Here is a 20,533-nt window from a genome sequence, read left to right as displayed (position 1 = left end):
AGGCGTATTGCCGACCGTTTGTTAATCGCTTGGGGCCCGCTCGCAGGCCGCGCGGCGGCGGGGGACAGGGAAGAGCCGCGCTCGTGGGAGGGTCTCCGAGAGCGCGGCGTCCGGATGTGCGATCAGGTGCTCAGAGGCCTTCCGGCCCCTGGCCCGCCATCCAGGACAGACCCCAGAAGGATCGCACCGTGCGGAAGTCGGTGAAGAAGAGCCTGCTCGAGCAGCGGCCGGACCTGAAGGTGCACGTCGCCGAGCGGCCGTCGTCCCCGCCGATGATCACTCCGGCCGCGAGGACGCTGCTGAAGTCGTCGGTGAGGGTGAAGACGGGTCCGCCGCTGTCGCCATTGCCCGAGGCGAGCCGGCCCTGGAGCTGGTCGCCGATGGACACCGCCCGGGAGACGTGCGTTCCCCAGTCCAGGGTCGAACCGGTCTTGGTGATCTTGATGTCGCAGTGGACTCCACTCCACGCACCCGAGGTGCACACCAGCGAACCGGTCCGTGCCGCGGAGGTGCCCACGACCGGCTTGGTGTACTCCGACCCGTCTTCCACGCCGCCGTCCCACATCCAGCCGGTGACGTACTTGCCCGAGTCCACCGCGATGATCGCGGAGTCCAGCTGGGGATAGATCGCCTCGACGTGGCCGATGACGATCGGACCCCCCGTGGCCGAGTTTCCGGTACGCACCTCATCCCCGACCGCCGAGAAGCAGTGCGCCGCGGTGACGAGTTTCGCGGGGAAGTGCCCGTCTCCGGCCATCGGGGCCTGCAGCGTGGCGAAGGCCGCGCTGCAGCCGTTGAGCTGGATACCGCCCTCGAACGGCGAGTTGCCGCCCCATCGGTTGTTGTAGGGCGTGGGCGCCGCCTCCGCCTCGGTGCGGACCACGAGCGGATCGGCCGGGGCGGTCCTGGCGGCCGTTCCCGCCGTCTTCGTGACGCCCAGCTCCAGGCCGCTGCCATCCGCCAGGGGCGTCACACGGTGGACGTCCCCGCCGGCGCCCAGGCCTCGGGTACGGATGATCTCATCCGCCCGCCTCTGCAACTCACCGGCGGAGTACGCCGCCGGATGCACCCGTACCCGGATGCCCCGTGGCGCCTTCGCCGCCGCGACGCCGGTCGCCTTGGGCGCGGTGCCCTTCCAGTACAGGTGGACGACACCACCCGGGACGTCCAGGACCACACCGGCGAAACCGGAGCCGCCGGATCGGTCGGCCGCCTCGAGCTCGTCGGCCAGGGCAAGCATCGGCGCCTGCCGACGAGCCAGCTCGGCGTCGCGGGTCGTGGACGCCGCCGCGTGGACGGGGCCCGGGTCCGCGCTCGCCGACGACGGGACGGAGAGGGCGGTACTGGCGGCGATCAGCACCCCCATCGCCAGTTTTGTGCTTCTGCTCAGGGGGGAAGTGCGACGTGACATCGTTCACCTAACTCGGACGTGGAGATGCCTGCGCGGCATCAACGGCGTCACGAATCATCTCCGGCGACGTGCCGCCGCCGAATGAGCAGTCAGTACTCAACCGGCGTTCCGGCGGGCGCGGGCCGACCGGCGGCGGATCGACCCGGGCACGCACCGAGCCGGCCGATTCGACGGGACTCGGCTCACGAAGACTCGACGGGGCTCAGCCCGCGAAGAGGAGGAGCAGGCCCGTCACGGTGTAGGCCACCATCAGCACCAGCAGGGGGATCTGCCCGAGGACGGCGGTCCGGCGCGGGAACAGGACCAGCGCGCGGTCGTGGGCGAGTACGGTGCCGAGCACGTGACCGATGACGATGACCGTCACCTGGAGCACGGCGATTCCGGCGGGGGTGGTGCCGGCCGCGTGGACGGTCCACCCGGCGGTGCCCAGCCAGTTGGCGCCGGTGTCCAGCGGGTCGGAGAGCAGGGCGAGGGTCCGCTGCCCTTCGAGGAGGAAGAGCGAGTAGTAGTGGGCGATCACGTACCCGACGGCGATCGGCACGATCGCGTGGGCGAGCTCGCCCGCCGTCGTGCCGGGCTCCGCCGCGCCCCATCGGCCGGCCAGCGCGGTCGCGCCGCGGTACGCCGCGAGTACCAGGCCGATGACGACGAACAGACCCGCCGTCCCCACGACCGGTGCCGGCAGCAGGCTCTCCTGCACGAAGCGCACCCAGACCGGGGCGTTGGAGAGGCTGTCGTACATGGTGGATCCGAGGAGCACCACCACCAGCACCGTCAGCCCGGGCGCCGGCCGGAGCCCGGACATCCCGTCGAGTGAGTTACGCCAGGCCACGACGCCGTCGTCACGTCTCTCCACCGGGGCGAGCCTGCCGACGAGGGCGCTGTAGACCTCGAACGCGTCCGCGTGGCCGAACCACCGCGACCCGAAGACCACCGCTCCCGCGAGCATGAGCACGGCGTACGCCGCGAGCCAGATCGTGATGACGGGCAGGGTGGCCCGCTCGGGAGCGACGAGTTCCAGCCACACGAAGGCGAGGAGGCCGACCGTGGCGGGCCAGTGGCCGAGACCCGGCGGCAGCGGCCGCAGTCCGAGACGAGGGTCACGTCCGAGCCCCTTGCAGGCCAGCAGGTGCAGTGTCCGCAACGGGTTGAGGCCACGCCACACCGGGCCGAACAGCAGCGACAGCGGCACCAGGCCGACCCAGAACAGGACGTAGAACACGCCCGCCGTGGGATTCTCGGCCCGGTCGGGACCGAAGATCAGGCCCACGCAGAAGTACGCCGCGGCGACGAGCCCGGCGAGCCGCCAGAACCACGGCCACGCCGGTGAGGACACGGCCCGCTGGACCACGGCGGGCAACGAGCCGCCGCGACGGAGGTCACCGCCCAGCCGCGGCTCGGTCCACAGCGCGCCGAGCGCCACGAACGACACCAGCAGTGCGAGGATCGCGCCGATCAGCGCGGCCGCGAGCGGGATCGGCAGATCCTGGCGACCGCCGATACCGTGAGCCAGTAGCATCCCGCGGGCCTAGCTCACCACGAGCTGGCACAGTTGCAGGCCCGTCTCATGGGTCTCGACCTCGAACAGTCCGTCCTGGTCCGCGACGAACTCGATCGTCGCCGGCGTGCCGGGCTTCAGGTCCGCCGCCTTGTCGTAGCCGTGCACGTGCGCCACGTCGGCCACGTCACCGGTCACCGTGATCCGCACCGTCTGGCCCTTGGCCACCTCGACCCGTCCCGGTGGCGGCGTCACCGTCTTGCCGGCGATGGTCACCGTGATCTCCTTGACCGTCGAGGCGCCGGGAGCGGCGCTCGACGAGCCACAGGCCGAGGCCATCAGCAGCGTCATGCCGAGCGCCAGGACGGCGAGCAACGGGCGGAATCGGGCATGAAGGAACGTCATGGTTGTTCTCCTGGGGGGCGGTGGGGACGGCGGGTCAACGTCGCTTGGGAGCCTTGGTGCGCTGTGCCGGGCGCGGTGCGGTCGTGCGCCGGGCCGGCGGTGTTTTCGACGTATTCGTCGTCTTTGTTGCCTTCGCCCGCGGCCCGGTGGGAGCTCGCCGGTTCGCGCCCTGGGGAGACGGCCGCCGCGCCGCCCGGACCACCATGATGCCCACACCGGCGACGAGGACGGCGGGCAGCAGCCACACCATCACGCCGGTGCCCGAGTCGGCCGGCACCGGCGGGGGAGTGGCCGGCGGCGCGGGCTGGGGTCCGGCCTGGGGGACGGAGGCGGACGGCGACGCGCCCTGAGGTGTGGCGTTCCCGAACGCCCTGGTCGGGGTGGGACCACCCTGACCGAGCGCGGCGAGCAGGGCGGGGTCGGGCTGGTCGGTGGGGGCCTCCCAGCCCTTGGGCGGTCCCGAGGTCTTGCCCGTGTACGTGAACCGGACCTCGCCCTGGACCTCTTCCCCGTCCGAGGCGACCGACTGGTAGCGCACGACGTACGGGCCCTTCTCCGGCCAGTGGGCGACAGGGATCTTCGCCGGGAACCCGGTGTGGAAGAGGTTCGGTTCCCAGACGCCGTCGATGAGCGTGTATTCCTGCACCGGCTCGTCGAGGCGCTTGGGCTGACCGTGTGACCAGCGCCGATCGACCCGGACGCCGCTGGGGGCGGTGATCGTGAAGTACGCGTTCGGGGCGGGCTTCTCGGTGAAGTAGAGCGAGAGCGACTCCATCGGCGCGGACACCGTGCTGTCCTTGGCCGGGGTCGACAGCACGAGCTGGCCGTGCGCGGACGCGGGCGCCGCGAGGCCTGCCAACGCGATGCCGCAGACGATGACCAGCACGAGCAACCGGTCCAGCCACCGACCCATCGCCATCTCTGCTCTCCGTGCTGTACGGCCCACCGGCCAAGGGAACCTAACTACGGAAGAATCCGGTCGGTGGGGACCAAGTCCCGTTGAGAGTAGCGACTTTTGCTTGTTTTGAACAGAACTAAGCCCGTGTATCCCGTTATGGGGAACGGTTTCCGGCTTATCTCGCCGTAGATTTGCCGCCGTCGCGAAAAAGGCCCGTACTCGCGGAGTCCCGCACGCATGGAGCCCAGCGTGTGCACAGTTTTGCATGCAGGGGTGAGGCCGTTGTTGTGAGCCTCGCCACGTCGATCCAGGGAAGGCGTGAGCCCAGCGCCTGAGCTGGGCTCACGCCTTCGCGAGGTCGTGCGGGTCAATCGTCGTGCGGGTCAGTCGTTCCGGATCAGAAGAACTCGTTCTCCTCCGGCACCGGCAGGTTCAGCTGCTGCGGACCCTGCCACCTGGCCGTGTCCTTCGGCACGTCACGGCTGGTGAGAAGGGTGAGCGCCAGTGGGATCTGGACCCTGCTCTGGGACAGGTCGATGGTGACGTTCGCACCGGTGGCGGTCTCGCGGCTGTAGGTCGAGTCGGTGCCGGCGATCACGAGGCCCAGCCTGTGGCCCTTCTTGAAGATGTACTCCTGCGGCAGGGTCTCCCACTTGACCTGGCCGTACGTCCCCGGCGTGAGCGGTGAGGACGTGCTGAGCGACTGGCGGTTCTGCACGTCGATCCAGCCGCGGGCGACGATCTCCAGCGGACGGGTCGCCAGGTTGGTGACGGTCTTCTTGTAGCAGGCGTCGTCGGCGGCCGTGCTCTCGCCGTGGCAGCTCTCCTCGTCGAGGGTGGTGACGCCCTGGTTGCGCCGCCAGTCGACCCGGGTGTCCTCGCCGAAGTCGACGAGGAGCGCGGTCAGGTTCGAGGTGGGCTTGTCGAGCGCGACGCGCAGGTCCACCACGGGCGTGCCGGACAGACGCAGGTCCAGCGGCAGCGCGCCGGTGGTGAAGGACGCCCTCCCCGGCTTGACCGTGCCGACGTCGGCCACCATCGCGTCCTCGGACTGACGGACGTCGGTGAACGTGGTGGTCTGTCCCTTCTTGGCGGGGATGAGGCCGAACGAGCCGTCGGCCGCGGGGCGGAAGGGGATCTTCAGGGCGAGCGGTGCCGGCCAGTCGCGCTGGGTGATCCAGCTGTTGAGGCTGGTCTGCACGTCGGCGCGGGGCTCGCGCATGATCTCGTTCTTCACGCCGAGCAGCCAGTAGTCGAACCAGCCGTGCAGCGTGTCGACCCAGAGGTCGCGGCGTCCCTCGAAGTCGAAGGGGTCCACGTGCTGGTACTGCCCGACCCAGATCTTGCGGGGCACGTTCCTGTCGGCCAGGGCCTGCCACCACTTGGAGAAGTTGTCGGGCTTGACGTTGAGGTCGTTGACCGTGTGCACGGCGAAGACGCTGGCGTGCACCTTGGAGACATCGGCCAGCGAGCCGGAGATGTAGTCACGCTCGGCCCAGAAGGCGTTGTAGTTGCCGGTGTCGTCGCCGTCCTCGGCGTCCATGCGCGCCCGTACGGCGGCGCACTTGGCGTCGGGGTCGGTGTCGACGGTGTTTCCCAGCCCCGACATGTAGTTGAAGTTGTAGACCACGCCGTTGGAGCGCTGGTACTTGTACCAGGAGCTGATCGCCGAGATCGGGACGATCGTCTCCAGTCCCTTCACGCCGGTCGCCGCGACGGCGTTGGCCAGCGTGCCGTCGTAGGACTTGCCGATCATCGCGGCCTTGCCGGTGGTCCAGTCCGCGACCGCGGGCGTGCCGTCCTCGTGATAGGCGGTGGCGCGGCCGTTCAGCCAGTCGATGACGGCCTTGCCGCCGAGCACATCGGCCGGTCCGCCGACGTCGGGGCAGCCCTCGGACTTGGTGGTGCCGAGCATGTCGACGTTGAGGACCGCGTAACCACGCGGCACGAAGTAGTTGTCATAGAACAGAGGGAATTTCGTGATATTTCCGTCTGCGTCGTAGACCTTCCGCTCAGCCTCGTTGCCACGACCGGAGTTGTCGTAGTACGGACTCTCGTCGATGATCACCGGCACCTTGAGCCTGGGGCTCGACTCCTTGGGCCTGATGATGTCGACGCGGACCCGGTCCAGCTTCCCGTCGGAGTCACTGTCGACGGTCGACTCGACGTAGACGTGCTCGCGGACGGCGTCGGCATAGGAGAAGACCGGCTGGGTCCGCCCTTGCTTGACGGTGATGGAGGGTGCGGTGCTCGCGTGAGCCGGGGTGACGCCCGCCGCGACCACGGCGAAGGCGATGAGGACTGCTCGTAACTTTGGCAAGCGGAGCCTCCAGGGTAGCTAGGGAAACATCCGTAATATTCACGAGTGTCCGTATCGACGACAAGATCCTTTATGCGTTCGACATCAGCCTGGTCCTGGTATGTGACATAGCGCTGGATCCCCGGCCCCGCCGGGGATCGCCGGCGCGGCCGGGGTCGTGTTGACGAAGGTGAAACCGCGGTGGCGATCGATCCACGCGTCAGTCGTCGGCGAGTACCGCGTGGACGGAGGAGACCGCGCTCGCGCCATCGCCGACGGCGGTGGCCACGCGTTTTGTCGAACCCGAGCGGAGGTCGCCGACCGCGAAGACCCGGGGTGCGCTCGTCTGGAACGGCAGGGGCTTGTCGGACGATCCGGCGGGCAGCCGGCCGTCCGTGAGGATGAAGCCGTCGTCGGCCTTGGCCACGTCGGCGAGCCAGCCCGACACCGGGTCGGCGCCGACGAAGCAGAACAGTGCGTGGCAGGCCAGCCGGTCGTGCCGCCCACCCGGCCTCTCGACGACGATCGAGGTGAGAGTGTCGTCGCCGGCCAGCTCGCGGACGGTGCTGCCGGTGTGGACCCGGATCCGGGAGTGCGCACGGATTCGGTCGGTCAGGTAGGACGACATCCGCGTTCCGAGGTCGTGGCCGCGGATGATCAAATCCACCGCCGCACCGCGGGCGGCAAGGGACAGGGCCGCCTGCCCGGCCGAGTTGGCGCCCCCGACGACCGTCACCGGCTGATCCTCATAGCCGCGGACGTCCATCTCGGTCGCCGCGTACCGGATGCAGCCGGCCTGCTCGAACGTCGCCCATCGCGGGATGTCGAGACGCCGGTAGCGCGCCCCGGTAGCGGCGATCACCGCGCGGCACCGAATGCGCACGCCGTCCTCCAGCAGGACGACCGGCCGTCGATCGTCGGAGAGATCGAGGCCCGCCACCGCACAGGGCGAGTGGATCCGTACGCCGAACTTGAGCGCCTGGACCATCGCCAGACGGGTCAGGTCCGCGCCGCTGACCCCCTGCGGGAAGCCCAGGTAGTTCTCGATGCGGGCGCTCTTGGCGGCCTGGCCGCCGAGCCCGCTCTGGTCCAGGAGCACGGTGACGAGGCCCTCGGACGCCCCGTACACGGCGGCGGCCAGACCCGCCGGGCCGGCGCCCACCACGACGAGGTCGACCGGACGCCCGTCGGCCCGGTAGGTGAGGCCGAGCGTCTTCGCGACCGTTCCTGGCGTCGCGCGCCGCAGCACCGAACCGTGGACGATCGCCGCCGGAAGGTCGTCCACCGTGAGCCCGGTCGCCGCCATCAGCGATCGCCCGGGGTGCGAGGTCGCGCTGCGCCAGGAATGCGGCAGGAGCATCTGCGTCAGGTAGGTGCGCAGTTCGAGGGTCTCCGCGGCGTCCGGCCGGCCGATGATCTCCAAGGCGCTGCCGGCAGCCGAGCGGATGACCTCGCGCCGTTCCCGGAACGCCGCGAGCAACAGGTCGGCGATGTCGTCCTGTTCGGCGAGGACCCGGCGCAGGTTCACCGCCCCGATCCGGACGACCGTCCCGGCGGACACCACCCGAGCGGTCAGGTAGACATGCTGGCCGGTCAGCAGGTTGAGCTCGCCGAGGAAGTCTCCGGGGCCACCCCGGTAGACCAGACGCTCCGGCTCGATCGCCGTCGCGTCCCGGACGATGTCCACGGTCGCCGTCAGGAGCAGGAAGAAGTCGTAGAAGTCGTCGCCGGACGCGTACAGATCCCGGCCGGTCCCGGCGTGCTCCACCTCGCCGTACTCGGCGAGCCGGCGGAACTGCTCGTCGTCCAGGACCGGCCCGCGCCGCGCCGCACCGTCGTTCACGTGGTTCCTCCGTGGCACCGGACCAGAATGGATCTTCCGCTACAACGCTGGTCGAGCGGCGCTCAGATGGGAAGCGGGATTGGACGCGGGCTTCACCCGGGCGACGGTCACGCCGTACAGGAGCAGACCGGCGGTGGTGAGAGCGAAACCGGCCCAGACGGTGGACAGGGTTCCCCAGCCGGCCTCGATGGTGACCGCGCCGCCGATCGCGCCGAGAGAGTTGGCCAGGTTGAGGGCGGCGAGGTTGAGCGCGCCCATCAGGGTCGGGGCATCCGGCGCGAAACCGGTCAACCGGACCTGGATGGTGGGGATCGCGAACATCATGGTCACGCCGACGCCGAACAGGCAGGGCAGCAGGACCAGCAGGTTGCCGCCGGCCACACCGATCAGCGCCAGGAGCACCAGGACACCGCCATAACCCCAGGTCAGACCGCGGTGCTCGTATCGGTCGGCGACGCGTCCGCCGAGATGGTTGCCGACTGCCATGCCGAGGCCGAAGACGGCGAGTGCGATCGGGATGAACGCGGCGTCCCGCAGCGCCGCGTCGGTGACGAAGGGGCCGATGAACGTGTAGACGGCGAAGATGCTGGAGATGCCGAGCGCTGCGACGGTGACCATCAGCCAGACGTTGAGCCGGCGGAGGCCGTTCAGCTCGTTCCTGATGGAGCTGCCGTGCAGGTCGTCGGTGCGGGGCAGCCAGGTCACCAGGGCGGCGCCGGCGAGCAGGCCGACGGCGACCACGGTCCAGTACATGGAGCGCCAGCCGGTGTGCTGGCCGATGAGGGTGCCGAGCGGTGACCCGGCGATGGTGGCGACGGTGAGTCCTCCCATCACCGTGGCGAACGCCTTTCCACCCTTGCCCGGGCCGTACACATACGCGGCGACGACGGCCCCGGCGCCGAAGAACGCACCCTGCACGCTGCCGGCGACGAACCGGAAGACGACGAGCAGCGCGATGTTCGGCGCCAGCGCGGAGAGCCCGTTGCCGACCAGGAAGAGCACGATCAGGCCGAGCAGCAGCGTGCGCCGGTTGACCCGGGCGGCGAGCAGGATGATCGCCGGAGAGCCGATCACCACCCCGAAGGCGTACGCGGTGATCGCGTATGTGGCGACCGGGATCGACACGTTCAGGTCGGACGCGAACAGCTGGATGATGCCGTTGCTCCCGAACTCGCCGGTGCCGATCGCGAAGGTACCCAGCGCCAGTGCGAACAATGTCAGCTTCGGATTGCTGATGGGCGTCCGCGAGGAGGTGTGCCGTTTCTCCTCGGCAGTGCACTGGCCTTCGTATGCACGCTGATGCATCGTCCTGTTCCTTTGGAGAATCAGCCGAACGGCGTACGTGCCGGTGCGGGACCGAACACCGCCGTCTGCTTCGTGGTGTCAGCGCGCGGCGCGCTTGATGAGGTCGGCCGTCACGGCGGGCTGCGAGATCATCGCGACGTGTGAGGCGCCGACCTCGCGGACCTGCGACCCGGCCCGCCGCGCCATGAACCGCTGCGCCGCGGCGGGGAGCACCTGGTCGTCGCGGGCGACGAGGTAGTAGGAGGGAACGGTCTTCCACGCCGGGGCACCGGACGGCTCCCCGAGCGTGCGCGCGTCAGCGGGACGCTGGCCGGCCCACATCAGGTCGGTGGTCGCCTTCGGCACGTCGCCGGCGAAGACGCCGCGGAAGACCTCCTTCTTGATGTATCCGTCGACGAGGTTCTCACCGTAGGGACGGAAGTCCAGCGCCGCCTCATTGAGCTTGCTTCCCGGGTACTTCGTCTGCAGGCCCAGCAGCGTCTCACCCTCGTCGGGGGCGAACGCGGCCACGTAGACCAGCGCTTTCACGTTCGGGTTGCCGGTCGCGGCGTTCGTGACGACGATCCCGCCGTAGGAGTGCGCGGCGAGCACGATCGGGCCGCTGAGCGTGGCGAGGATGCCGGCCAGGTAGGCGGAGTCGGTGGCCACGCTGCGCAACGGGTTCGCCGGGGCGATGACCGGGTAGCCCTCTCGGATGAGCCGGGCGGCGACGTCGTTCCAGCCGGAGGCGTCGGCGAACGCGCCGTGCACGAGCACCACGGTGGGTTTGGGCTCGGCTTCCGGCCGGGGGTGTGCCTGCGCCGCGGGGGTTCCGAGCAGAGCGCCGGTCACGACTGCGGCGGATCCGGCCAGCACCGCTCTACGAGTCGTCATCAATGTCAACCTTTCAACGTACGGTGTTCGAACCTCGATTGCGGGTTCAATGTAGAGCGCGGGCACTTGACGATCACTGAACCAACGATTCACTCGTCATCAAGTGCGTCGATCTAGCCTGCGAGAATGAAATCGCCGAGGAGTGAAAGCGCCAAAAAATGGGGCCTGCGAATACACCTGTTCTGGTATGTCGTGGCCAATCTGATCCAGGTCGTGGTGTGGTGGGTCTACGACCAGGAACACCATTTCTGGCCTGTGTGGTCGATAGTCTTCTGGGGCATCGGGCTGGCCTTCCACGCCTGGGCGGTCTTATCGCCGTCCACATCGAATGCCAGGCGATGAGCTGTGGCGTTCTTCCGGTGATTGGTGCGCGATCCCATGACGGTCGGCGCGGTCGCACCGAGCGGCCCGGCGCCGGTGAGGCGCTTCCACGTTCGCCATGGCCTCCATGAAAGCGACGACCCGCCCACGCCGGCACATGACCTGCCTTTTGCGCCAGCCCATGCGTACCCCAGAGCCATAAGGAGCATTGGATGCCAACTCGAGTGAACCGGCAGACCGTCGACCTGTCCGCCTACCCGGACCTCATCGTCCTGTACCTCGGCATGCGCGTGAACCGGCTGTACGGGATCCGGACCTTCTTCAGTTTCGGCCGGAAGATCAGTGAGTCGGTCGAGGGCAAGCCGGACGGGTTGCTGCTGCACGAGCCCGTGTACTACTCGTTCTTCCCGATGAACATGGGGATGCGCCAGTACTGGCGGGACCTGCCCTCGCTGCTCGCCTTCGCCCGGTCTGAGCCGCATCGGCAGTGGTGGCTGGACTTCCTGCGGGACTCGGGCGGCACCGGTTTCTGGCACGAGACGTACTCGGTCAGGGGTGGCATGGAAGCCGTCTACGACGACGTGCCCAAGCCGCTCGGATTCGGACGGTTCGCCGGCATCCAGCGCGCCCGTGGACCCATGTTCGGTTCCGCGTCCCGTCTGGGACGCTCCGACGACGGCAGCCCGGTCCTGAACGAGAAGGACCTCTACGAGTCCTAACCGCGCCGGGCCATCGTCGACGGCCACAGGGGTGCCCGCCCGGCGATACGAAGCGGGATGGTCGCAGTTCGCGGCCATGCTGGAATACAAGGCGACCCGGTGTGGCAGGTACTTCGGCACGATCGACCGCTGGTTCCCATCGTCGAAGCTGGGCTCGGCGTGCGGCACCATCGCCACCTCGATGCCGTCGAACGTCCGGTCGTGGATGCGTGGATGCGGTGCCACCCACGACCGGGACGTCAACGCCGCGATCGATATCCTCGCCGCCGGGCAGGCTGAACGACCGTGGAGCGCGGGTAGGACCGGGACTCATTCCGGCACCGCGCGAAGAAGCGGTAACCCACCCGAAGCCACCTGCGCGGCAGACGGGAACCTCCGTCCTTCAGGACGGAGCGGGTGTCATTCGGACACGCAGTATTCGAAGGGGCTGTCGTAGGTGGAGGAGCCGATCTTGCCTCCCCACTTGACGCACTTGTCGAGTGCGTAGGCTCGGATGGGGCCCGCGTAGTGGGCGACGTTGCCTGACTGGGTGACCCGCTTCTTCCCCTGCACCTCGAGGTAGGCGGTGGCGGCGGTGGCCGTGCCGAGGGACGTGGCCTTCATGGTGGCCACGCAGTTGTTGTCGTTGGCGGTGTTGTAGAGCAGGTAGACGGTTCCGGCGGAGCCCAGGGCCGCGCTGTCGACCATCTTGTAGCCGCTGCCGCAGACCTTCTGCGCGGTGTACGGGTTGCCGCCGCCGGTGACGTACTGCATGTATCGGGTCCAGTCCCACTTGGGTCCGGGGTCGGTGTGGTCGGCCCCGGGGACCTGGTTGTGCCCGACGATGTGGGCGCGGTCCTTGGGGATGCCGTACCGGTCGGCGATGCTGCGGGTCAGCGCGGCCGACGCGCGGTACATCGGGTCGGTGAACCAGGAGGCGTTGTTGATGTAGCCCTCGTGCTCGATGCCGACCGACCGGCTGTTGTAGTTTCCGGCGTGCCAGGCCCGGTCCTTCTCGCGGACCATCTGGGTGACGGCGCCGTCGGAGGAACGGACGACGTAGTGGGCCGAGACCTGGGCGGCGGGGTTCTGGAACCAGGAGATCGTGCCCGCGTAGGAGCCCTGTGCCACGTGGATGACGATCCGGTCGATCTTGGCGCTGGACGGGCGCTTGGCGACGGTGTAATTGGCGGACTTGGCCGCCACCCAGCGGGCCGACGGGAAGTCCACGGCCGCGGCCGCCATGGTCCCGTCCAGATCACGTGCCGCGGAGTAGGCGCCACGGTCGAGTTGCAACATCCTCGACATCACGATCACGGTCTCACCGCTCGGGGTGACGGCGTGCACGCCCCCGGCCATCAGGTCGTAGACGGTGTCGGCGTACAGCCGGGCCACCTCGGAGGTCGAGGCGTTGCCGTATTCGGCCACCGCCGCGTACCACTTCCCGGGATCCTTGCGGGCGGTGGCGTCCAGCCCGAGCTCGTCGGCGTAGGCGCGCAGCACCGCCGCGCCGCCCGCGATGTTGGCGGCGTCGCCGGTCTTCAGGGTCGCGACCGGCTGTTTTGTCAGCGTCGCCGCGCGTTCCAAGGTGTGAACGGTGGGATTGCTGACCAGGTGCATGACCCCGTAGCCGCCACTCGCGCTGGGCGCGCCGCCATGGCCGTCGAGATGGGTCTCGGCGTATCCGAGCGCGACCAGCAGGTCGCGGGGCACCTCGTAGGTCGCGGCGGCGCGGGTGAAGGCCTCGGCCAGGGTGCCCGCCGGGGCGGTGGTCCTGGCCGGGGGGGTCGCCGGGGCGGCGGTCCTGACCGGAGGAGTCGCCGGGGCGGTGCTCGTGGGCGGAGGAGTCGCCGGGGCTGTGCTCGCGGGCGGTCCCGTCAGGTTCGCAAGGGGGATGAGCGAGCCTGCCAGCAGCACGGCTAAACGGCGGAGTCGGGGCATCGGGGGTTCTCCTAGGAGGTGGGGTTCATTGCAGGGGCCGCCTCCGTCGTCGGCCGATGCGTCGGCCGACGACGGAGGCGGCCCTCGTTGGTGTCAGTCGCGGTGTTCGAAGGCCGCGGTTTCGGCGGGCAAGGCCTTGACCGGCACCGTGCACTGTCTGTTGGATCTCTCCGAAGAGCTCTTACGGGAGTTAAGGCTGGGGTGGTTAAGGCTGGAGATAAGTCGCACATGGGACATCCAAAGTCGATACAAAGATCTATAAGGGTCAAATGACATAACCCGCATGAATGGTTGCAACGCCTCCTCGGGAGGAGTAAGCGCGGTCATGGTGGTTGATCAGCCCACATTCAGCCTGCTCGGTCCGCTGGACGTCCGGGTCTCGGGACGTCCTCTCCACCTCGGGGGCACCAAGCCCCGTGTCCTGCTGGCCACCCTGCTGCTCGACGCGAACCAGGTGGTCACCGCGGACTTCCTCCTCGAGGTGCTCTGGCCACGACACCGTCCCCGGTCCGCCCACGCGAACCTCCGCACCTACGTGAGCTCGCTGCGCGGCGGCCTCGGGGCCGCGGGCGTCGGTATCCGGGCGCATCCGCACGGCTACGCGATCGAGGTGCCGGTCGAGCAGCTCGACGTACTGCTCTTCGAGGACCTGATCGCCGGAGCGCGGGCGGCGGGCCGTACGGAGGAGGCCTTCGACCGGTTGTGCCGGGCTCTCGCGCTGTGGCGCGGCACCCCGCTGGCGGATCTGCCGAACAGCGTGCTCTGGGAGCGCCGCCTGCGGTCGCTCACGGAAGTACGGCTCGGCGCCGCCGAAGAGCTGATCGACCTGAGAACGGCCCGGGGCCAGTACGCCGGTGCGATCGGCGAGCTACGCGGGCTGCTGGCCGAACACCCCTTCCGGGAGGATCTCGCGCAACGCCTGATGCTCGCCCTGCACCGCAGCGGGCGGCAGGCCGAGGCGCTTCACACCTATACCGTGCTCAGGCAGCGGCTGGTCGCCGAGCTCGGCGTCGAACCCGGCGCGGAACTGCGCCGGACGCACGCGATCGTCCTGGCGGAGGAGCCCCCGCCGTCCGCCGTCCTTCACACCCCTCATCAGCTTCCCGCGGACATTCCGGACTTCACCGGCCGGGCCGACGCGGTCGCCGCGCTCAAACAGGCGCTCTCGCCCCGGGAACGGCCGCCGGACGGGCCGCCCTCGGTTGTCGTGGTGGCGGGGCCGCCGGGAGTGGGCAAGTCGGCGCTGGCCGTGCACTGCGCGCATGCCCTACGGGCCGACTATCCCGGCGGGCAGATCTACCTGAATCTCGGCGGCACCGCCCGCGAGCCGGCCGGCCCCGGCGAGCTGCTGGCCCAGGCGTTGCGGGCACTGGGAGCCGGCGAGAACGGCCTGCCGCACACCGTGCACGAACGATCCGCGCTGTACAGGTCCCTGCTGGCCGAACGCCCGATGCTCGTGCTCCTCGACGACGCCGCCGGTGCCGCACAGGTGCGCCCGCTGCTGCCGGGCAGCGGTTGCGCGGTGCTCGTGACGAGCCGGCGGCGGCTCACGGAGCTTCCCGGCGCGGTGCGCCTGGAGCTGGACGTGCTGCCCCGGGAAGAGGCGGAGGAGTTTCTCGGCAGGATCGTGGGCGTCGAGCGGCTGGCCGGGGAGAGGGAGGCCGCCGCGGCGATCGTGCGCCACTGCGACTACCTGCCGCTGGCCGTCAGGATCGCCGGAGCGCGGCTGGCCGGACGGCCGGACTGGTCGCTGCGCGTGCTGCGGCAGCGGCTGGACGACGAGCCGGGCAGGCTCGGCGAGCTGTACGCGGGAGATCTGGGGGTGCGGGTCAGCTTCAACCGGAGCTACCGGCTGCTGCCCGCCGACGCCGCCCTGACCTTCCGCGTGCTCGGTCTCCTCGGCCCGGACTCCCTCCCCGGCTGGGTGGTCGACGCGGTGCTGGACCGGCACAGGGCCGACGACGTGATGGACATCCTGGTCGACGCGAACCTGTTGCGGCTCGCCGGGACCGACCAGATCGGCCAGTCCCGCTTCCGGCTGCACGATCTGCTCCGCTGCGCGGCCAGGGAGAAGGCCGGCGGCGAACCCGAACGGCATGCGCTCACCAGGGTGCTCGGAGCGTGGATGGCCATCGCCGAGAACGCCACGGCACGGCTGCCGACCACGGTCTTCGGCATGACGTCGGAGAAGGCCGTCCGCTGGAACCTGGCGGGCGACACCGTCGGGCGGCTGACCGCGGACCCGCTGTCGTGGTTCGACGCCGAGCACGACGCACTGGTGGGCGCCGTACGCCTGGCCGCCGACGCGGGGCTGGCCCAGGCGGCATGGGGTCTCGCCGCGGCCTTCGTCCCCTACTTCGACCTGCGATGCCACTTCGACGCGTGGCAGCACACGCATCGGATCGCCCTGGCCGCCGCCCGCCTCGCCGAGGACCTCGACGGCGAGGCGGCCATGCTTCGCGGCCTGGCTCAGGTCTGCCTCTACCAGGACCGTTACGCCGAGTCGGCGAGGATGTTCCGGCGATCTCGCGCGATCTTCCGCGAGCTGGGCGACACGCGGGGTGAGGCGACCTCGATCTGCGGGCTGGGGGCGGTGAACCAGTTCTGCGGCGGGCATCCGGCGGCCCTCGAATACTTCCGCAAGGCCCTCGCCATGTTTCTCGCCATAGGCGATCAGGGCGGCGAGGCGTACGCGAGGCAGGCGATCGGGCGGGTCTGCCTGGAGTCGGGGGACCCGGCCCAGGCCTCGAAGTGGCTCGGCCAGGCGCTCCGCCTGGCCAGGGAGCTGGGTGACCCCCATCGGGAGGGGGCGGTGTCCATGCAGTTCGGGCGGCTGCACGATCTGGCCGCCGACGCGGACCAGGCGATGCGCTTCCAGGGGCACGCCCTGGACATCTTCGAGAGCCTCGGCGACCGTCACTGCGGGGCCTACGCCATGCGGGGCCTGGGCAGGCTCCAGATGGTCCGCGGTGACAGGTCGGACGCCTCGGCCCAGCTGGAGCGATCTCTGACGATCTTCCAGCAGCTCGGCGACCGGAGCGGGGAGGCCGCCGCGATCCAGACGCTCGGCGAGCTGCACCGATCCGCCGGCCGCGCCCACCTGGCCAGGGACTGCCTGCGCCACGCCCGCATGCTACGGCGCGAGCTGCGCGGAGGCGCCGACCTCGCGGTGAGACCCACGACCGGTCACTGATCGCCGATGACCACCACGTCGTGCTTCAAGGTCACGGAGTCGACGGACCCGAACGGAGCCGGATTCGCCGCGCCCCGAGGGGACGGCCTCGCCGTCTGGCGCATTCCGGGCCTTGCCCGCAGCATGCGCGCCCGCCCGCCCGCCGGAACGGCCGGCGAGCGGGCGCGCATGATCAGATGATCAGGTGGAGCGGCAGGTCACCGCGGGCGCGGTGCCGGGTGTGCCGGAAACGAGGAAGCCGAACGTCGTCGCGGCCCCGGCACCGAGCGAGCCGTTGTACGCGACGTTGCGGGCCGTCACGGCGGATCCGCTGCTCGTCACCGTCGCGTTCCACGACGAGTTGATCGTCTGCCCGCCGGTGAACGTCCAGTTGACCGTCCAGCCGGAGATCGGGGCCGAACCGGCGACGACGCTGACCTCGGCCTGGAAGCCGCCGCCCCACGAGGACGCGACCCGGTAGGTGGCCGAGCAGCCCTGGCCGGGGCTGGGCGTGGGGGTCGCCGTGGGAGTCGGGGTCGGGGTCGGGGTCGGTGTGGGGGTCGGGGTCGGTGTGGGGGTGGGTGAGGGGTTCGAGCCCGTGAAGTTCACGTCACTGCAGAAGTAGTACGACTGGTCCAGGTGACTGGCCTGCCAGACCGTGTACACGATGTGGTGGCCGGAGCGGCCCGGGGCATTCACCTCGACGGGAGTCGTGGCGCCCGTGGGAACGCGGCCCGTCTGGCCGACCAGTTCCAGATCGCTCCAGCGCAGACGCTGCGTCTTGGGGTTGAAGCCCTGTTTGGTCGCGTACACGCGAATGTAGTCCGCGCCGTGCAGGGCCTGGTCGAGGAGGTTCAGCGTGAAGCGGGCGGGCTTGTCGACCGTCTTCCACGCCCCGGGGACGTCCATCGCCGCGTAGCGGCCGTCCCAGGTGTTGCCGGCGCTACAGAGCTGGCCGTCGGGGATGGCCGCCTGGTGGTTGCCGGCCACGCCTTCGCGGTACAGGCCGTTCCAGTTCCACATGGCCTGCGGGTCGTCCTGCCAGGCCTGCCAGCACATGGGGTCCTGGGTGGCCATCTGCGGGTTCTGGAAGTCGCCGCCCCAGCGCTGCCAGCAGCCGTAGTTGCGGGATGGGGGGTCGCTCACCGAGCCGTGCGCCTGCGCGGGCACGACCAGCGCGGTGATGAGCAGCACCATGGCGCCTGCGGCCGCGAGCAAACTTCGGAGCAATGTGCGGGGGAGCGTCTGCACGGGTCTCCTCCTGGGATTCAGGGTGCTTCGGGGCCCCCACCATCTCCGAACTGCCAATGGGGAACAACGGTGATGCACGGCCGAGGGCGGGTGAACTGGACGTTCGCCGTCAGGAGGATGAAAGGTTCACATTCCGCGGCGGCTCACCGCGGGTTCTGGCGGGTGAGCAGATCCTCACCCCAGAGAAGAGCGACGTCCTCGTCGACAGCGCCGCCGGGGCCCGTGCCACCGGCTCTCATCGGCTCATCCTCCGGTCGTCTCGTGGCCCTTGACCCCGAGGAGATCCTGGAGGAGGGCCAGAAGCTCGGAGGTGGTCGCTCCGGCGAGGTGCTCGAAGACCCCGGCATGACGGCTGAGGATGACGCCGATGAAGGCGGCGAGGAGCAGTTCGGCGCGGAGATTCGCCTGCTCGTCGCCTTCGCGGGCCAGGCGTTCGCGCAGCGGTGCGACCATGCGGCGCTGGAGTTCCTCGCGGGCGGCGGCCTGGGCCTCGGCGTCGCCGTAGGGCCGGATGCCGGCCTGGATGACCGGGCCGGGACCGTGGCGGTCCATACGGTCGAGCAGGGTGGTCAGCCGATCGGGGTCGAGAAGGTCGGCGGGCCTGTCCGCCTCGGCGCGGAGAACCGCGATGAAGAGCTGGGCCTTCCCGCCGAAGTATCGGGCGATCATCGTGGGGTCGACGCCGGCGCGTTCGCCGATCTCACGTGCCGAGGTCCGGTCGAACCCGCGATCGGCGAACAGTTCGCCCGCCGCGCTCAACAGCCGGTCGCGGCTGGCCGCCGAGTCGCGGCGCCGAGGAGTCGTTTCCCTGGCCGGCGGAGTCGTTTCCTTGGTCATGAGCCCATCCTCGTGCCTGGTGACGCATCGTCGTTCACGTTGGGCACCGTGTGGACGATGTTCTTGATCTGCCGGGGGCCGGTCCCCGTCTCCTCCTCCCGGACGGCGTGCACGGGCTCCTCCCGGACGGCTTGTGCGGGCGTACGGGTTCGCAGGCGGGGCAGCACGAGGGTCACGGCGGCGGTGAGGACCCAGACACCACAGGAGGTGAGCCCGGCGACCGTGTAACCGTCCCCCTCGGGCAGGGCCCGGCCGGGCGCGGTGTGGGCTTGGAGCACCACGGCGCTCAGCGTGCTGCCGACGGCGAAACCGATGTAGCGGAGCACCTGGTTGAAGCTCAGGGCGCTTCCGGTCTCGTGGGCGGGCACCGAACCGACGATGAACCCGGGAAGAACGGCGAGGATGCAGCCGACCCCGAGCCCGGCGATCCCCATGATGACGATGATCTCCCACAGGCTGTCGCGCGCGTAGGTGAACATCAGCATGCTGAGCACCATCACCCCCGATCCGATGGGCGGTACGGCACCGGCCGAGACACGCCGGACCAGGACGGGCGCGATTTTTGAGGCGGCGAGGCTGGCGGCGGAGAACGGCAGCAGGACCAGCCCGGCCACGGTGGTGGAGGCGCCGAGCCCGTAGCCGCTGCTGAGCGGTGTCTGGACGAACCTCGTCATCAGCGAGACCAGGAGATAGAACCCGACCCCGGTCAGCAGCACGGTCACGTCCGCGGTGAACACCGTCCGCAGGCGCAGCAACCGCACCTCGACGAGCGGATGCGTGCGGCGCAGCTCCAGCAGGACCCAGCCGGCGAGCCCGGCGAGCGACAGGGCGCCGACGACGACCAGCCGGGCAGAAGTCCACCCCCAGCTCCCGCCCTCGCTGATGGCGAGCAGCAGACCGGCCAGCGCCGCGCCCAGCAGGACCGCGCCGGAGGCGTCGAGGCGCCGGGACGGGTGGTGAGCCGAGGACGGGATCACGAGCGTCGCGACGACAAACGCCAGGGCGCTCACCGCCGCACCGAACCAGAACGCCGCGTGCAGACCGCCGTACTGGGCGATCAGCCCGGTGATCGGATAGCCGAGGCCGATTCCGGCGGCGGTGGTGATCGACAGCGTCGCCACGGCCGGACGGGCACGTTCCGCCGGGAGCGCGTCACGGGCCACGGCCATGCCCAGCGGGACGAGCCCGAGGCCGACTCCCTGAAGGCCGCGTCCCGTCAGGAGAGAGGCGAACCCCAGCGGAAGAGCCGCCAGCACCCCGCCGACGGTAACGATCCCGAGGCCGGCCAGGATCACCGCCCGGCGGTGCGGCCCGTCGCCGAGACGGCCCATCAGCGGTGTGGCCACCGCGCTGACCAGGAATGAGATGGTCAGAGACCACTGCGCGTCGCTCAGGGAGACGTGGTCGGCGGCGGCGACCGCCGGGATGAGCGGCGCCCCCAGACTGCTGATGACGGCGACCACCATCCCGACGAACACCAGGCTCGGGACGAGAATGCGCCCGGACGCCGCCCGGACCCGGTGGTGCCTGATCATGTCTGTCCCTCTAAGTCTACGGCTGATGTCTACGTACGATGACACACCTCACTTCGCAGGTCAAAACACATACAGACACTGACATTCCGGACAAGATTGCATTCTCGATCGCGCTCAACGGTCCGGGTGAGAGCATGATCGAGCGCCGGGCCGGTCACCTGCGCGGCGTGCGGAGCGGACGTGGCCGAGGCCGCCGGGGCCAGGTGGGCCGACGTGAATGTAGTCGAGGCGTCCGGGCGGTTCGTG

The 20,533-nt window shown here is 69.9% G+C and carries 17 protein-coding genes; 5 read left to right on the top strand and 12 right to left on the bottom strand.

The annotated features are described in order from the left end of the window. Nucleotides 1-130: 130 nt before the first annotated feature. The 8 genes from CHC08_RS17670 to CHC08_RS17635 form a co-directional block, all read right to left on the bottom strand. Nucleotides 131-1,411 (bottom strand): chymotrypsin family serine protease, encoded by a 1,281-nt coding sequence (locus CHC08_RS17670; protein WP_143653253.1) that lies wholly within the window; start codon nt 1,409-1,411, stop codon nt 131-133. Between the two features lie 202 nt (nt 1,412-1,613). Then, the gene (locus tag CHC08_RS17665) at nt 1,614-2,930 is read right to left on the bottom strand and encodes a hypothetical protein (RefSeq protein WP_089208389.1); all 1,317 of its coding nucleotides are present in this window, start codon (nt 2,928-2,930) and stop codon (nt 1,614-1,616) included. A gap of 9 nt (nt 2,931-2,939) precedes the next feature. Further along, a complete protein-coding gene (locus CHC08_RS17660) occupies nt 2,940-3,314 on the bottom strand; it encodes a cupredoxin domain-containing protein (RefSeq protein ID WP_089208388.1) in 375 nt (124 codons plus the stop codon). A gap of 34 nt (nt 3,315-3,348) precedes the next feature. Beyond that, nucleotides 3,349-4,233: a copper resistance CopC family protein gene (locus CHC08_RS17655; RefSeq protein WP_179282089.1), complete on the bottom strand. Its 885-nt coding sequence runs from the start codon at nt 4,231-4,233 to the stop codon at nt 3,349-3,351. Between the two features lie 376 nt (nt 4,234-4,609). Beyond that, nucleotides 4,610-6,532, bottom strand: a complete 1,923-nt coding sequence (locus CHC08_RS17650) for a Xaa-Pro dipeptidyl-peptidase (protein ID WP_089208386.1) — start codon at nt 6,530-6,532, stop codon at nt 4,610-4,612. 199 nt (nt 6,533-6,731) lie between these two features. Continuing rightward, a complete protein-coding gene (locus tag CHC08_RS17645) occupies nt 6,732-8,354 on the bottom strand; it encodes an FAD-dependent oxidoreductase (protein ID WP_089208385.1) in 1,623 nt (540 codons plus the stop codon). Between the two features lie 39 nt (nt 8,355-8,393). Beyond that, nucleotides 8,394-9,659, bottom strand: a complete 1,266-nt coding sequence (locus tag CHC08_RS17640) for an MFS transporter (protein ID WP_089208384.1) — start codon at nt 9,657-9,659, stop codon at nt 8,394-8,396. Between the two features lie 78 nt (nt 9,660-9,737). Further along, complete coding sequence (locus CHC08_RS17635) at nt 9,738-10,532, bottom strand: alpha/beta fold hydrolase (RefSeq protein ID WP_179282088.1); 795 nt, start codon at nt 10,530-10,532, stop codon at nt 9,738-9,740. A 126-nt stretch (nt 10,533-10,658) separates the two neighbouring features. Here CHC08_RS17635 and CHC08_RS52930 point away from each other — a divergent pair, with 126 nt between their 5' ends. The 3 genes from CHC08_RS52930 to CHC08_RS51530 all read left to right on the top strand — a co-directional run bounded on the left by CHC08_RS52930 (nt 10,659) and on the right by CHC08_RS51530 (nt 12,008). After that, nucleotides 10,659-10,874: a 2TM domain-containing protein gene (locus CHC08_RS52930; protein WP_089208382.1), complete on the top strand. Its 216-nt coding sequence runs from the start codon at nt 10,659-10,661 to the stop codon at nt 10,872-10,874. A 191-nt stretch (nt 10,875-11,065) separates the two neighbouring features. Next, a complete protein-coding gene (locus CHC08_RS17625; RefSeq protein WP_089208381.1) occupies nt 11,066-11,572 on the top strand; it encodes a monooxygenase family protein in 507 nt (168 codons plus the stop codon). Between the two features lie 31 nt (nt 11,573-11,603). Then, nucleotides 11,604-12,008 (top strand): zinc ribbon domain-containing protein, encoded by a 405-nt coding sequence (locus CHC08_RS51530; RefSeq protein ID WP_420823571.1) that lies wholly within the window; start codon nt 11,604-11,606, stop codon nt 12,006-12,008. On the opposite strand, the gene CHC08_RS17615 is transcribed toward CHC08_RS51530, so the two are convergent. After that, nucleotides 11,972-13,492 carry an N-acetylmuramoyl-L-alanine amidase gene (locus CHC08_RS17615; protein WP_089208380.1) on the bottom strand — a complete coding sequence of 507 codons (1,521 nt, stop codon included), beginning with the start codon at nt 13,490-13,492 and terminating at the stop codon, nt 11,972-11,974. The two genes, CHC08_RS51530 and CHC08_RS17615, sit on opposite strands and share 37 nt — an antisense overlap. 325 nt (nt 13,493-13,817) lie before the next feature. Here CHC08_RS17615 and CHC08_RS17610 point away from each other — a divergent pair, with 325 nt between their 5' ends. Beyond that, entirely contained in the window at nt 13,818-16,685 is a 2,868-nt protein-coding gene (locus CHC08_RS17610) for an AfsR/SARP family transcriptional regulator (protein ID WP_089208379.1), read from the top strand. A gap of 6 nt (nt 16,686-16,691) precedes the next feature. Next, nucleotides 16,692-16,865: a hypothetical protein gene (locus CHC08_RS49620; RefSeq protein ID WP_179282087.1), complete on the top strand. Its 174-nt coding sequence runs from the start codon at nt 16,692-16,694 to the stop codon at nt 16,863-16,865. On the opposite strand, the gene CHC08_RS17605 is transcribed toward CHC08_RS49620, so the two are convergent. The 3 genes from CHC08_RS17605 to CHC08_RS17595 form a co-directional block, all read right to left on the bottom strand. Next, the gene (locus tag CHC08_RS17605) at nt 16,866-17,915 is read right to left on the bottom strand and encodes a lytic polysaccharide monooxygenase auxiliary activity family 9 protein (RefSeq protein WP_218825347.1); all 1,050 of its coding nucleotides are present in this window, start codon (nt 17,913-17,915) and stop codon (nt 16,866-16,868) included. 243 nt (nt 17,916-18,158) lie between these two features. Then, nucleotides 18,159-18,752 (bottom strand): TetR/AcrR family transcriptional regulator, encoded by a 594-nt coding sequence (locus tag CHC08_RS17600; protein ID WP_089208377.1) that lies wholly within the window; start codon nt 18,750-18,752, stop codon nt 18,159-18,161. Next, on the bottom strand, nt 18,749-20,287 hold the full coding sequence (locus CHC08_RS17595; RefSeq protein WP_089208376.1) for an MFS transporter: 1,539 nt from the start codon (nt 20,285-20,287) through the stop codon (nt 18,749-18,751). The genes CHC08_RS17600 and CHC08_RS17595 overlap by 4 nt, the downstream gene beginning before the upstream one ends. Between the last annotated feature and the right edge of the window lie 246 nt (nt 20,288-20,533).

The sequence above is a fragment of the Streptosporangium subroseum genome (genome assembly GCF_900188345.1).
Lineage (GTDB): Bacteria > Actinomycetota > Actinomycetes > Streptosporangiales > Streptosporangiaceae > Streptosporangium > Streptosporangium subroseum.
This window is presented reverse-complemented; position numbering and strand designations above follow the sequence as displayed.